Raw genomic sequence first — 13374 nt, 5'->3', positions numbered from 1 at the left:
ACCAGCGGGTATGTGAAAGGGTTACCATCGCTGACGCCATGCAGACGAACACCACACCCCCATACTCCAGCCTGGTCGCCCTCGGCGACTCCTTCACCGAGGGCATGTCGGACCTGCTGCCCGACGGCACCTACCGGGGCTGGGCGGACGTCCTCGCGGGCCGGATGGCGGCCCGCACGCCCGGCTTCCGGTACGCCAACCTCGCCGTGCGGGGCAAGCTGATCGGGCAGATCGTCGAGGAGCAGGTGCCGGTGGCGGCCGCGATGGGCGCCGATGTGATCACCCTGGTCGGCGGCCTCAACGACACCCTGCGCCCGAAGTGCGACATGGGCCGGGTGCGGGGGCTGCTGACGGAGGCCGTGGAACGGCTCGCCCCGTCCTGCGGACAGTTGGTGCTGATGCGCAGCCCGGGGCGCCAGGGTCCCGTCCTGGAGCGGTTCCGGCCGCGCATGGAGGAGCTGTTCGCCTGCGTCGACGACCTCGCCGCCCGGCACGGCGCCCTGGTCGTCGACCTGTACGGCGCCCCGTCCCTGAGCGACCCGCGGCTGTGGGACGTGGACCGGCTGCACCTGACGGCCGAGGGGCACCGCCGGGTCGCCGAGGCGGTCTGGCAGGCCCTCGGCCACGACCCCGAGGACGCCGAGTGGCGCACGCCCCCGCCGGCGTCGCTGCCGCCCGGCTGGCTGACCCGGCGCGTCGCCGACGTCCGCTTCACCCGGCAACACCTCGTGCCGTGGATCGCCCGCCGCCTCACCGGCCGCTCCTCGGGCGACGGCCTGCCGCCGAAGCGCCCCCAACTGCTGCCGTACGAGGGGCCCGCCGTCTAGACGCCGACGAGCGCCGCCCCCGCCCGCAGCTCCCAGTGAGGTGGGTCTCGTAGGTTCCGCCGAACAGGGCCATGGCGCTGGCCTGCACGAATCGCCAGTAGAATCCGTACACGTGACTTCCGCTCCCGCCAAGCCCCGCATCCCCAACGTCCTCGCCGGACGCTACGCCTCCGCCGAGCTCGCCACGCTCTGGTCGCCCGAGCACAAGGTGAAGCTGGAGCGTCAGCTCTGGCTCGCCGTGCTGCGGGCGCAGAAGGACCTCGGGATCGAGGTGCCGGACGCGGCGATCGCCGACTACGAGCGTGTCCTCGACCAGGTCGACCTGGCCTCCATCGCCGAGCGCGAGAAGGTCACGCGGCACGACGTGAAGGCGCGGATCGAGGAGTTCAACGACCTCGCCGGGCACGAGCAGGTGCACAAGGGCATGACCTCCCGCGACCTGACGGAGAACGTCGAGCAGCTCCAGATCCGGCTGTCGCTGGAACTGATGCGCGACCGGACCGTGGCCGTCCTCGCCCGGCTCGGCAAGCTGGCCGGGGAGTACGGCGAGCTGGTCATGGCCGGCCGTTCGCACAACGTGGCCGCGCAGGCGACCACGCTGGGCAAGCGCTTCGCGACCGCCGCCGACGAGCTGCTCGTGGCGTACGGCCGCGTCGAGGAGCTGCTCGGCCGCTACCCGCTGCGCGGCGTCAAGGGCCCGGTCGGCACCGCGCAGGACATGCTCGACCTGCTCGGCGGGGACGCCGCGAAGCTGGCCGAGCTGGAGCAGCGGATCGCGGACCACCTGGGCTTCTCGCAGGCGTTCACCTCCGTCGGTCAGGTCTACCCGCGCTCGCTGGACTACGAGGTCGTCACCGCGCTGGTGCAGCTGGCGGCGGCGCCGTCGTCGCTGGCGAAGACGATCCGGCTGATGGCGGGCCACGAGCTGGTGACCGAGGGCTTCAAGCCAGGCCAGGTCGGCTCCTCCGCGATGCCGCACAAGATGAACACCCGCTCCTGCGAGCGCGTCAACGGCCTGATGGTCGTCCTGCGCGGCTACGCCTCGATGACGGGCGAGCTGGCGGGCGACCAGTGGAACGAGGGCGACGTGTCCTGCTCGGTGGTGCGCCGGGTCGCGCTGCCGGACGCGTTCTTCGCGCTGGACGGCCTGCTGGAGACGTTCCTGACCGTCCTCGACGAGTTCGGCGCCTTCCCGGCGGTCGTCGCCCGCGAGCTGGACCGCTATCTGCCGTTCCTCGCCACCACCAAGGTGCTGATGGGCGCGGTGCGCGCGGGTGTGGGCCGTGAGGTCGCGCACGAGGCGATCAAGGAGAACGCCGTGGCCAGCGCCCTGGCGATGCGTGAGCGGGGCGCCGAGCGCAACGAGCTGCTGGACAAGCTCGCCGCCGACGAGCGCCTCCCGCTGGACCGCGCCGAGCTGGACGCGCTGATGGCGGACAAGCTGTCCTTCACGGGCGCCGCCGCCGACCAGGTGGCCACCGTCGTCGGCCGGATCGAGGAGATCGTCAAGCAGCGGCCGGAGGCCGCGGGTTATGCCCCCGGAGCGATCCTCTGACGCGCTTCACCCAGGCGGAACTGGAGGCCGCCCGCGACCGTCTCGTCCCGGACGTGGTCGCGGGCGGCCTGCGGGTGCTTTTCTGCGGCATCAACCCCGGGCTGATGACGGCGGCGACCGGCCACCACTTCGCCCGCCCCGGCAACCGCTTCTGGCCGGTGCTGCACCTGTCCGGCTTCACGCCCCGGCTGATGGAGCCGGCCGAACAGCGCGAGCTGCTGGCGTACGGCCTCGGCATCACCAACGTGGTGGCGCGGGCGACCGCGCGGGCCGACGAGCTGAGCGCCGAGGAGTACCGCGAGGGCGGGCGGCTGCTGGCGGAGAAGGTGACGCGGCTGAAGCCGCGCTGGCTGGCGGTGGTCGGGGTGACCGCCTACCGGGCGGCGTTCGACGACCGCGGGGCCGCGGTGGGTCCGCAGGAGCGGGTCATCGGAGACACGCGTGTGTGGGTGCTGCCGAACCCCAGCGGACTCAACGCGCACTGGACGGCGGCGACGATGGCGGAGGAGTTCGCCCGGCTGCGGGCGGCCGCGGAGCTGCCTCCGCCCGCTACGGCGGGTCCGTCTCGGTGACGACGGCGAGGAGCTGGAACGGCAGCTCCTTGTCCCACTGGGACACCCCGAGCGCCACCCAGCGTGCCGTGCCGGGGGGACGCCACAGATGGACGTCCGGCACATGGGCGCTGAGCGAGGCCCAGGGCTCCGGTATGTCCTCGCCGTCCATGGAGCGTTCCAGCGTGCTCCACAGGCTGATGCGGTGCGGTGGGCCCCAGCGGTCGGTCAGCCGCTCCGTCAGCCCGTCCCGGTCGGCCTCGTACTGGTCCGCCGTCTCCTCCCACCGCGCCCCGTCGTAGTCCGGGAAGTCGCCGCTGGTCTGTAACTCGGCTATGAGATAACCGGGTCCTCCCGTGCCCCCGTCCGTCCTGCCGGGCTCCGCGGGGAAGTCGCGGGCGCACAGCAGGTCGATGGTGGTCAGCCAGTGCGCGATGTCCATGTGATCCAGTAAAGCGGCCACCACTGACAATTGGCAGGCCGTCAGGGGCCCGGCGCGCTCAGGCGTCCCGGCGGTGTATCCGCCACCCGCCCGCCGCGAGGGCCGCCGCCGTCCACAGCGCGGTCACCGCGAGGCCCGTCCACGGTCCGAGGACCCCGTCCCATGTCCCGTGCAGCACCACCTGACCCGCCCGGTCGGGCAGGAAGTCGGCGGCGTTGCCCGACATGTCGCCGACCACGAAGGAAACGATCAGCAGGAACGGGATGAGGGTGCTGAGCGTCGACACCCCGCTGCGCAGGACGGCCGTCAGACCGGCCGCGAACAGAGCCATGAGCGTGAGGTAGACGCCGCAGCCGACGGCGGCGCGCACGCCTTCGGCCGTGCTGATCCCGTCGGCCTCCTCCCCGAGGACCGCGCCGCCCACGGCGAGGGTGGCGAAACCGGTGGTCAGACCGACGGCCAGGACGGGCAGGGCGATCGCCGTCAGCTTGGCGGCGAACCAGCGGACCCGCCCGGGCACCGCGGCCAGCGACGCCCGCAGCGCGCCGCCCCGGAACTCCGCCGACACCGCCGTCGTCCCGAAGGCGATGGCCGCGATCTGTCCGAAGCTCACGCCGAAGAAAGCGGCGAAGAGCGGGTCGAAGTCGGCGCCGTCGGTGTCGGCGGTGGCGAGGGCGGAGAAGGCGACGGTGGCGAGGGGGATCGCGACCAGGGCGCCGAGCTGCGCGCGCAGCGTCCTGATCTTGATCCACTCGGCGTGGAACGCGGGGGCGAAGCTCACGGTCGGGCCTCCTCGTGCTGTGCGGTGAACTCGGCTTCGGTGGCGGTCAGGTCCAGGTAGGCCTGCTCCAAGGTGCCCTCCTCGGTGGACAGTTCCAGCAGCGGGACGCCCGCTTCGGCGGCGAGACGGCCGATGTCGTCCACGCGCGCGTGGTGGACCGTCCAGTGCCCGTCCGCGTGTTCCTCGACCTCGTGTCCCTGCCGGGCGAGGGCCTGCTCGAGTGCGGTCGGGTCGGTGGTGCGGACCCTCACGCGGGGCCGCACACGCGCGTCGATGAAGTCCCGCATCGGGGTGTCGGCCAGCAGGCGGCCCCGGCCGAGGACCACGAGGTGGTCGGCGAAGGACGCGGTCTCGTTCATCAGATGGCTGGAGACCAGCACCGTGCGCCCCTCCCCCGCGAGCCGGCGCAGCAGCCCGCGGATCCACACGATGCCCTCGGGGTCCAGGCCGTTGGACGGCTCGTCCAGCAGCACCACCTCGGGGTCGCCGAGCAGCGCGGCGGCGATGCCGAGGCGCTGGCGCATGCCCAGGGAGTACGTCTTGACCCGTCGGCGCGCGGCGGGCGCGAGGCCGGTCTCCTCCAGCACCTCGTCGACCCGGCGGACGGGGAGGCGGTTGCTCGCGGCCAGGGCACGCAGATGGTCGCGCCCGGTGCGGGAGCCGTGCGGGGCCTGCGCGTCGAGCAGGGCGCCGACGTGCCGCAGGGGCTCGCTGAGGGTGGCGTAGGCCCGGCCGCCGACGGTGGCGGTGCCGGAGGTGGGCCGGTCGAGGCCGAGGACCAGGCGCAGGGTGGTGGACTTGCCTGCGCCGTTGGGGCCGAGGAAGCCGGTGACGCGGCCGGGCGGGACGCGGAAGGTGAGCCGGTCCACGGCCCGCCGGGGGCCGTACTCCTTGGTGAGGTCGTGGACGTCGATGCTGGTCATGGCCCTCACTCTGGCGGCCGGTGCGGGGGCGGGTCGTCCCCCGCCGGTGGAGGACCGCTCCCCCGCTCGGGGGAGGTCCTCGTCGGTGGCGGCTGCCACGATGTCCCCATGGGCCGCTTGCTGCGCCCGCTGCTGCGGGGGACGACATACACACGACTTCTGCACCTGTGGGTGCCGGTGCTGATCCAGAGCCTCTGGATGTTCATCGACCCGTCGAAGCCGTGGGTGCCCGCGCTGGCGCTGCTCCCGGTCGGGCTGATCCCGGCGGTGCGCAGGGGCGAGGGGGTGCAGGCTCAGCTGCTGCTGACGCCCGGTGAGGAGGACCCCGGGTTCTCCGTGACGCCGGCGACGGCCTGGCCGGACCGGCTGCGGACGGTGCTCTGGCTGGAAGTGCGCGTGGTGCTGGGGGCGGTGACCGTCTTCGCGTGTGTGTGGCTGCCGATCCTCGCGTACGAGCTGGCCGCGACGGCGCTCGGGCACGCGCACGACGACGTCCCGGTCCTCTCCGAGGCGACACCGCACGCGGGGTACCTGCTCCTGGTGCCGGTTCCGCTCCTCGCGCTGTACGGACTCGTCGTGGGCCTGGGCGCGTTGGCGACCGTGCTCGCGCGGCGGCTGCTCGGCCCGTCCGCGGCCGAGCGGATGACCGCCCTCGAGGAGCGCGCCGAACAGCTCCTGGAACGCAATCGCATCGCCCGTGAGCTGCACGACTCCATCGGCCACGCGCTGACCGTGGCGGTGGTGCAGGCGGGCGCCGCGCGGGCGGCGGGCGATCCCGCGTTCACGGACCGCGCCCTGGACGCCATCGAGGAGACGGGCCGGGCCGCCCTGGAGGACCTGGAGCGCGTGCTGGGCGTCCTGCGCGAGTCGCGGCGGCCGGTGGGCAGTCGGCCGACGCTCACGGACGCCGACCGTCTGCTGGAGTCCGCGCGTGCCTCGGGCGCGAAGGTCGAGGCGGAGCTGACAGGTCCGCTGGACCGGGTGCCCGCGCCGGTCTCCCGCGAGGGCTACCGCATCCTCCAGGAGTCGCTGACCAATGTGCTGCGGCACGCGGGAGCCGTCCCCGTCCGGGTCCGCGTCGCGGTCGGCGACGGCAGCCTCGACCTGGAGGTCCGCAATCCGCTGACCGGCGGGGCGCCCGGGCCCGGGCGGGGCAGTGGGCTGCGCGGCATCCGTGAGCGGGCGGCCCTGCTCGGCGGGCGCGCGCGGACCGGGCCGGAGGGAGGAGACTGGCAGGTGCGTGTGGAGCTGCCGCTGCGCTGATCTAGGCTGGCCGGATGCCGGTGACCGTACTGCTCGTCGACGACGAACCCCTGGTCCGCGCGGGTCTGCGGGCCGTGCTGGAGGCGCAGCCCGACATCGAGGTCGTCGGGGAGGCGGCGGACGGGGCGGCGGTGATCCCGCTGGTGCGGCAGCTGCGGCCCGATGTGGTCGCGATGGACGTGCGGATGCCGCTGATGGACGGGATCGAGGCCACGCGCGCGGTGCTGCGGACGGTGGACGGCCCGCCGAAGATCCTCGTGGTGACGACCTTCGAGAACGACGAGTACGTGTACGAGGCGCTGCGGGCGGGCGCGGACGGGTTCCTGCTGAAGCGGGCCCGGCCCGCCGAGATCGTGCACGCGGTGCGGCTGGTCGCCGAGGGCGAGTCGCTGCTGTTCCCGGCGTCGGTGCGGCAGCTCGCCGCCGAGTACGGCGCCGGCCCCGGCAACCGCGCGGCCCGGGATCTGCTGGAGCGGGCGCGGCTGACCGAGCGGGAGGCGGAGGTGCTGCGGCTGATGGCGCGCGGACTGTCCAACGCGGAGATCGCGCAGCGGCTCGTGGTCGGCACCGAGACGATCAAGTCGCACGTCAGCGCGGTGCTGGCGAAGCTGGGGGCGCGGGACCGCACACAGGCGGTGATCACGGCGTACGAGTCGGGGTTCGTGGGGACGGGCTGAGGGACCTCGTTCCCGGCGGTGCGGATGCGGCACTCGCCGGGGTGCGACGCGCCGAGTACGATCCGGCCCACACGCGCACGAGCTGGGAGGACGGACGGTGGGGCGGCTGACCGGCGGGGATCCCTCGCTGCTGCGGAGGATCAACTCCGCGGTCGTGCTGCACGCGTTGCGTGCCGCCGACTGCGCGACACTCACGGAGATCACCCGGGTGACGGGGCTGTCCCGGCCGACCGTGGAGGGGGTCGTCGAGGACCTCATCGCAGCCGGGCTCGTCGTCGAGAAGGCGGCCGAGGAGGGGGCGGCACGGCGGCAGGGGCGGCCGGCGCGGCGGTTCCGGTTCCGGGCCGAGGCCGGTCATCTGCTGGGCCTGGAGATCGGGGCGCACCGGGTGGCCGCGCTCCTCGCCGACCTGGACGGGCGGGTGCTGGGCGCGCAGGCCAAGGACGTCGACGAGACGGCGCCGGCCGACGAGCGGCTGGAGCGGCTGCGCACCGCCGTGGCCGAGCTGCTGCGCCGGGCGGGCGTCCCGCGCAGCTCGCTGCGGGCCGTGGGCGTGGGCACGCCGGGGATCGTGGAGGCGGACGGCACCGTGCGGCTGGGCACCGCGTTGCCCGAGTGGACGGGGCTGCGGCTGGGCGAGCGGCTGAGCCGCTCCTTCAAGTGCCCGGTGCTGGTGGAGAACGACGCCAACGCGGCGGCCGTGGCCGAGCACTGGAAGGGCTCGGCCACCGAGTCCGACGACGTGGTGTTCGTCCTGGCCGGGCTGAGCCCGGGCGCCGGTGCGCTGATCGGCGGCCGGCTGCACCGGGGGTACGGCGGGGCGGCCGGGGAGATCGGCGCGCTGCATCTGCTGGGCCGGGAGGAGACCCCGGAGACACTGCTGTCCACCACGGACGAACCGCTGCACCCGCTGGACGAGCAGGCGGTGGCCGCGGTGTTCGCGCGGGCCCGCGGGGGCGAGAAGCGGGCGCTGGCGGCCGTGGACCGTTTCATCCAGCGGCTGGTCCACGACGTGGCCGCGCTGGTGCTCGCCCTGGACCCCGAGTTGGTGGTGGTCGGCGGCTGGGCGGCCGGGCTGGACGGCGTACTGGATCCGCTGCGGCGGGAGTTGGCGCGTTACTGTCTGCGGCCGCCGAGGGTGGCGCTGTCGCTGCTCGGCGAGGCGGCCGTGGCGACGGGGGCGCTGCGGCTGGCACTGGACCACGTCGAGGAGCAACTGTTCGCCGTGGAGGGAACGGTGACGGGCCGCTGAGCACGGGGGCCCGGTCGGGGGCGGGGAGACGCGTCGCCCCGTGACGGGCCGCTGAACACGGGGGCGCCCGGCCGGGGGCCGAGCACGCCCCGCGCCGCGCGGCGGGGGCTCCGGTCGGGGGCGGAGAGAAACGCATCGCGCCCGCAACGGACCACTGAACATGGCGGCGCCCGGCCGGGGGCCGGAGAACACCCCCCGCCGAGCGGCGGGGCCCCGGCCGGGGAGCGCAGAGAAACGCATCGCGCCCGCAACGGACCACTGAACATGGCGGCGCCCAGCCGGAGGGCCGGAGAACACCCCCCGCCGCGCGGCGGGGGCCCCGGCCGGGGAGCGCAGAGAAACGCCTCGCGCCCGCAACGGGCCGCTGAGCACGGGACGTCCGGTCGGGGGGCCGAGAAACGCCGCCGGCCCCGCGGCAGGCCGCTGAACACGACAGTGTCCGGTCGTCACGCCCCGTCGGGGGTGGGGGAAACGCGTCGCGCCCCGGAGGGGTTCCGGGGCGCGACGGCGGGGTCCGCCCGTCGGCCCGGTGCAGACCGTTCAGGTGTCTGCCGTCGGGGCCGTGAGGCGGGGGCGGAGCGTCAGGAGGCCTGCCGCTCGGGGCCGTGGTGGATCTCCACGCCGCCCGACGCGCCGAACGTCAGCCGGCAGGTGTCCGCGCGGTAGGTGGCCACGGAGAGCGCCGCGGTGCGGCCCTCGGCGAAGAAGCGGGTCGTGACGACGAGGACGGGAGCGCCGGGGAGGCGGTCGAGTTCCTTGGCGTCGTCCGCGCGGGCCGAGCCCAGCTCCACCGCGCGGTCCTGGCCCTCCAGCTCCCGGCGCTGGAGTTCGCGCAGCACGGCCCGCGCGCGGGCCGGCCCCGACGGGGCGTCGATCGCGGTCAGGTCGGGCACCGTCGTGTGCGGGACGTAGAGCAGTTCCGCGGCGACGGGCTGGCCGTGGGACACGCGCGAGCGACGCACGATGTGCACGGGCTCGTGGCGGTCGGTGACCAGGGCTTCGGCGACGGCCGCCGGAGGTGCCGCGACCACGCAGTCGACGGGTTGCCACGTGTCACCGGGCGCGCCGGGCCAGGTGTGCCGTTCCGTTCCGACGTCGACGCCCATGCGGGGCGGCGCGACGGTGGTGCCGACTCCGCGGCGGCGTTGCAGCCGGCCTTCCAGTTCGAGCTGCTCCAGCGCCTGACGGAGCGTCGCGCGCGCGACGCCGAAGCGGGCGGCGAGTTCACGCTCGTTCGGCAGGATCTCCCCCACCGTGAACTCGGAGTCGAGTGCTTCGCTGAGCACGGTCTTGAGATGCCAGTACTTCGGTTCCGGTACCGATTCCAGTTGCGTGGTCCCCACCCTGTCCTCCGCAATCGCCGTGGTCCGGCGGCGTTTTCGCGCCTTTGTTTATTAAAGGTTGTTGCACTTGTCTGCGACCATAAGGCGGCCTACACCCTTGGTCAAGACCAATCCGCGAAGCCTCGGGGAGCCTGCCGGAGGGCGCGTCACACGGCCAGAGAGCGCAGCTTGTCAGGGTTGCGCAGGACGTAAACGACCTGGATCCGCCCGTCCGCCACGTCGATCTGCAGGACGGAGTCCGGCTTGCCCCCGGACAGGGCCAGCACGGCCGGGCCGCCGTTGAGCTCCAGCAGGCGGAAGGAGAGGTCGGCGACGCCCTTGCGGGCCGTACCGGTGAGGAAACGGCCCACATGGTCGGCGCTCTCCAGGACCCGCAGCGGCGCCTTGGCCTTGCCGCCGCTGTCCCCGACGAGGCGGGCGTCCGGGGCGAGCAGCTCCATCAGTCCGGCCAGGTCGCCCTCGGCCGCGGCGGCGAGGAAGCGTTCGGTCAGCTCGCGGCGCTGGACGGGGTCGACCTCGTAGCGGGGCCGCCGCTCCTCGACGTGCCGGCGGGCCCGGCCGGCCAGTTGCCGCACCGCCGCCTCGGAGCGGTCCAGGACGGCGGCGATCTCGCCGTACGGGTAGCCGAAGGCCTCGCGCAGCACGAACACCGCGCGTTCCAGCGGGGACAGCGACTCCAGCACGACGAGGACGGCGAGGGAGACGGACTCCGCGAGGACGGCCCGTTCGGCGGTGTCCTGGACGGTGTCGCCGAAGCCGGTGACGTACGGCTCGGGCAGCCAGGGGCCGATGTAGGCCTCGTCGCGCGCCTTGATGCGGGCCAGCCGGTCGAGGGCCAGGCGGGTGGTGACGCGGACCAGGTAGGCGCGCGGTTCGCGCACGACGTCGCGGTCGGCGGCGGACCAGCGCAGCCAGGCGTCCTGGACCGCGTCCTCCGCGTCGGCGACGCGCCCGAGCATGCGGTAGGCGACGCCCAGCAGGAGCGGGCGGTGCTCTTCGAAGACGTCGGTCGCGGTGTCTGCGCTCACGGTGCCATCCCAGCCGAGCGGCCCGGCCGTGTCCAGACGGCGCACCACGGAGGGCTACCCACCGGTAGCAATTGCTGACAAGCTGTCTCGTCGTCGGCCCCGCCGCCTTTGATTCCGGTCCGTCCACCCGAGGAGCGCCTCATGACCGCCACCGTCTCCTTCCCGGTCCCCACCGCGCACGGCCCGCGCCCCGTCACCGTCTCGTACGCGCGCGCGGGCCGCGGCGAGCCGCTGCTCCTGCTGCACGGCATCGGCCACCACCGGCAGGCCTGGGACCCGGTGGTCGACATCCTCGCCGCCGAGCGCGACGTGATCGCCGTGGACCTGCCCGGCTTCGGCGCCTCCCCGTCCCTGCCGGACGGACTCGCCTACGACCTGCCCACCACGACCGCGGTGTTCTCCGCCTTCTGCGAGGCGCTGGAGCTGGAGCGCCCTCATGTGGCGGGCAACTCGCTGGGCGGTCTGCTGGCCCTGGAACTCGGCCGCGAGAAGCGCGTACGGTCCGTCACCGCCCTGTCTCCCGCCGGGTTCTGGTCGGAGGCCGAGCGGCGGTACGCCTTCGGGGTCCTGCTCACGATGCGGCACCTCTCGCGCCGGATGCCCCTGCCCCTGGTGGAGAGCCTGTCCCGCACGGCGGCCGGCCGTACGGCGCTCACCAGCACCATCTACGCCCGCCCGGGCCGCCGTTCCCCCGAGGCCGTGGTCGCCGAGACGCTGGCGCTGGCACGGGCCACCGGGTTCGACCAGACCCTGCGGGCGGGTACCACGGTCAAGTTCACCGACGACCTCCCCGGCCTGCCGGTCACGGTCGCCTGGGGCACCCGGGACTGGCTGCTGGTGCGCCGTCAGGGCGTGCGCGCCAAGCAGATCATCCCCAGGGCCCGCCTGGTACGGCTGCCCGGCTGCGGCCACGTCCCGATGAACGACGACCCCGCGCTCGTCGCACGGGTGCTGCTGGACGGCAGCCGCTGACCGGTGCGCGCGACACGGTAGCTGCCGGACGGAAGCCGCTGACCGGTGTGTGCGCGGGGCACGGCCGGTTGTTCACTCGGCGTTTGCGCGCGCGCTGCGGCGTACGAGTAGGTGTGACGGTGCACACCGGCCGGTTCTCGTCCCAGGAGGCCCCCATGTCCCACCGTCCGCTCCCCGGGCGCCGCAGCGTTCTGCGCGGCTCGCTGGCCGCGTCCGCGGCCCTGACCCTGCCCGCCGCCGTCGGCGCGGCGCCGGCCCTCGCCCTGTCCGGGCGGCCCAGAGCCGACTGGGGTGTGCAGACCGGGGACGTGACCGCGCACTCGGGGCTGGTGTGGGTGCGTTCGGACCGTCCGGCGCGGATGATCGTCGAGACCTCGGCGACCGAGTCGTTCCGTGGCGCCCGCCGCTGGCACGGTCCGCTGCTCGGCCCGGGCACCGACTTCACCGGCACCACCCGGCTGCACGGGCTGCCGTCCGGCGAGCAGATCCACTACCGCGTGCTGCTGGCCGACCCGCAGGACCCGCGCCGCACGGGCGAGCCGGTGACCGGAACGTTCCGTACCGCGTCCGCCGAGCGGGGCGACGGCGTACGGTTCGTCTGGTCCGGCGACCTGGCCGGCCAGGGCTGGGGCATCAACCCCGAGCTCGGGGGTTACCGCATCTACCGGGCGATGGCCGCCCTGGACCCGGACTTCTTCCTGTGCAGCGGCGACAACATCTACGCGGACGGCCCGCTCACCGGGTCGGTGGCCCTGCCCGACGGGCGGACCTGGCGGAACGTCACCACCGAGGAGAAGGCCAAGGTCGCCGAGACGCTCGCGGAGTTCCGCGGCAACTTCCGCTACAACCTGCTGGACGACAACCTGCGGGCCTTCAACGCCCAGGTCCCCTCCATCGTCCAGTGGGACGACCACGAGGTCACCAACAACTGGTTCCCGGGCGAGATCTTCGCCGACAGCCGGTACACCGAGAAGAACATCGACGTCCTCGCCGCCCGCGCGCGGCAGGCGTTCTCGGAGTACTTCCCCATCTCGACGCTGCGCCGCCCCGGCGGCCGGGTGTACCGCGTCCAGCACCACGGGCCGCTGCTGGACGTCTTCGTGCTGGACATGCGCACCTACCGCAACGCCAACTCGCCCGACGACCAGACCACCGACCCGCAGGGCATCCTCGGCCGGGAGCAACTGGAGTGGCTGAAGCGGGAGCTGGCCCGCTCCCGGGCGGTGTGGAAGGTGATCGCCTCCGACATGCCGCTCGGCCTGGTCGTGCCGGACGGCACGGACGGCAGGCCGAACTTCGAGGCCGTCGCGCAGGGCGACCCGGGGGCGCCGCTCGGCCGTGAGCTCCAGATCGCCGAACTGCTGCGGTTCGTCAAGCACCGGCGGATCACCGGCACCGTGTGGGTGACCGCCGACGTCCACCACACCTCGGCGCAGCACTACGACCCGTCACGGGCCGCGTTCAAGGACTTCGCGCCGTTCTGGGAGTTCGTCTCCGGGCCGCTCAACGCGGGTGCCTTCCCGGCGAACGCGCTGGACGCCACCTTCGGCCCGGACCGGGTCTTCGTGAAGGCGCCGAGCACGGCCAACGTCTCGCCGGCCGACGGCTACCAGTTCTTCGGCGAGGTCGACATCGACGGCGACAGCGGGGAGCTGACGGTCCGTCTGCGGGAGCAGGACGGCACCGTGCTGTTCACCAAGGTGCTCCAGCCGGGCCTGGTCGGCCAGTAACCGCGGCCGGCCCCTCTCGTACCCTGGAAG

At 73.9% G+C, this 13374-nt stretch carries 13 protein-coding genes; 8 read left to right on the top strand and 5 right to left on the bottom strand.

Annotated features, from left to right (window positions below; genetic code table 11):
• Positions 1-38: 38 nt before the first annotated feature.
• The 3 genes from ALMP_RS42420 to mug all read left to right on the top strand — a co-directional run bounded on the left by ALMP_RS42420 (position 39) and on the right by mug (position 2954).
• On the top strand, positions 39-827 hold the full coding sequence (locus ALMP_RS42420) for an SGNH/GDSL hydrolase family protein (protein WP_264937380.1): 789 nt from the start codon (positions 39-41) through the stop codon (positions 825-827).
• A gap of 112 nt (positions 828-939) precedes the next feature.
• On the top strand, positions 940-2382 hold the full coding sequence (purB, locus tag ALMP_RS42415; RefSeq protein WP_264937379.1) for an adenylosuccinate lyase: 1443 nt from the start codon (positions 940-942) through the stop codon (positions 2380-2382).
• Positions 2379-2954 (top strand): G/U mismatch-specific DNA glycosylase, encoded by a 576-nt coding sequence (gene mug, locus ALMP_RS42410; RefSeq protein ID WP_264937404.1) that lies wholly within the window; start codon positions 2379-2381, stop codon positions 2952-2954. Before purB ends, mug begins: the two co-directional genes overlap by 4 nt.
• On the opposite strand, the gene ALMP_RS42405 is transcribed toward mug, so the two are convergent.
• From ALMP_RS42405 to ALMP_RS42395, 3 genes are read right to left on the bottom strand one after another with little or no spacing between them, the layout of a single operon-like run.
• Positions 2932-3375, bottom strand: a complete 444-nt coding sequence (locus ALMP_RS42405; protein ID WP_264937378.1) for a hypothetical protein — start codon at positions 3373-3375, stop codon at positions 2932-2934. The two genes, mug and ALMP_RS42405, sit on opposite strands and share 23 nt — an antisense overlap.
• Before the next feature lie 58 nt (positions 3376-3433).
• Positions 3434-4156, bottom strand: coding sequence for an ABC transporter permease (locus ALMP_RS42400; protein WP_264937377.1), 723 nt, complete (start codon positions 4154-4156; stop codon positions 3434-3436).
• On the bottom strand, positions 4153-5079 hold the full coding sequence (locus tag ALMP_RS42395) for an ATP-binding cassette domain-containing protein (RefSeq protein ID WP_264937376.1): 927 nt from the start codon (positions 5077-5079) through the stop codon (positions 4153-4155). Before ALMP_RS42395 ends, ALMP_RS42400 begins: the two co-directional genes overlap by 4 nt.
• Positions 5080-5187: 108 nt before the next feature.
• On the opposite strand from ALMP_RS42395, the gene ALMP_RS42390 reads away from it, so the two are divergent.
• From ALMP_RS42390 to ALMP_RS42380, 3 genes are all read left to right on the top strand, one after another.
• Positions 5188-6342 carry a sensor histidine kinase gene (locus tag ALMP_RS42390; protein WP_264937375.1) on the top strand — a complete coding sequence of 385 codons (1155 nt, stop codon included), beginning with the start codon at positions 5188-5190 and terminating at the stop codon, positions 6340-6342.
• Between the two features lie 14 nt (positions 6343-6356).
• Entirely contained in the window at positions 6357-7019 is a 663-nt protein-coding gene (locus tag ALMP_RS42385; protein WP_264937374.1) for a response regulator transcription factor, read from the top strand.
• 97 nt (positions 7020-7116) lie between these two features.
• A complete protein-coding gene (locus ALMP_RS42380; protein WP_264937373.1) occupies positions 7117-8271 on the top strand; it encodes an ROK family transcriptional regulator in 1155 nt (384 codons plus the stop codon).
• Positions 8272-8852: 581 nt separating this feature from the next.
• On the opposite strand, the gene ALMP_RS42375 is transcribed toward ALMP_RS42380, so the two are convergent.
• Positions 8853-9614 (bottom strand): GntR family transcriptional regulator, encoded by a 762-nt coding sequence (locus ALMP_RS42375; RefSeq protein ID WP_264937372.1) that lies wholly within the window; start codon positions 9612-9614, stop codon positions 8853-8855.
• Positions 9615-9760: 146 nt separating this feature from the next.
• Positions 9761-10642 (bottom strand): RNA polymerase sigma-70 factor, encoded by an 882-nt coding sequence (locus ALMP_RS42370; protein ID WP_264937371.1) that lies wholly within the window; start codon positions 10640-10642, stop codon positions 9761-9763.
• A gap of 141 nt (positions 10643-10783) precedes the next feature.
• Here ALMP_RS42370 and ALMP_RS42365 point away from each other — a divergent pair, with 141 nt between their 5' ends.
• Both ALMP_RS42365 and ALMP_RS42360 read left to right on the top strand, forming a co-directional pair.
• Positions 10784-11614, top strand: coding sequence for an alpha/beta fold hydrolase (locus ALMP_RS42365; RefSeq protein ID WP_264937370.1), 831 nt, complete (start codon positions 10784-10786; stop codon positions 11612-11614).
• Between the two features lie 155 nt (positions 11615-11769).
• Positions 11770-13344: an alkaline phosphatase gene (locus tag ALMP_RS42360; protein WP_264937369.1), complete on the top strand. Its 1575-nt coding sequence runs from the start codon at positions 11770-11772 to the stop codon at positions 13342-13344.
• Positions 13345-13374: the final 30 nt, after the last annotated feature.

The organism is Streptomyces sp. A012304 (assembly GCF_026008495.1).
In the GTDB taxonomy this organism is placed as follows: domain Bacteria; phylum Actinomycetota; class Actinomycetes; order Streptomycetales; family Streptomycetaceae; genus Streptomyces.
This window is presented reverse-complemented; position numbering and strand designations above follow the sequence as displayed.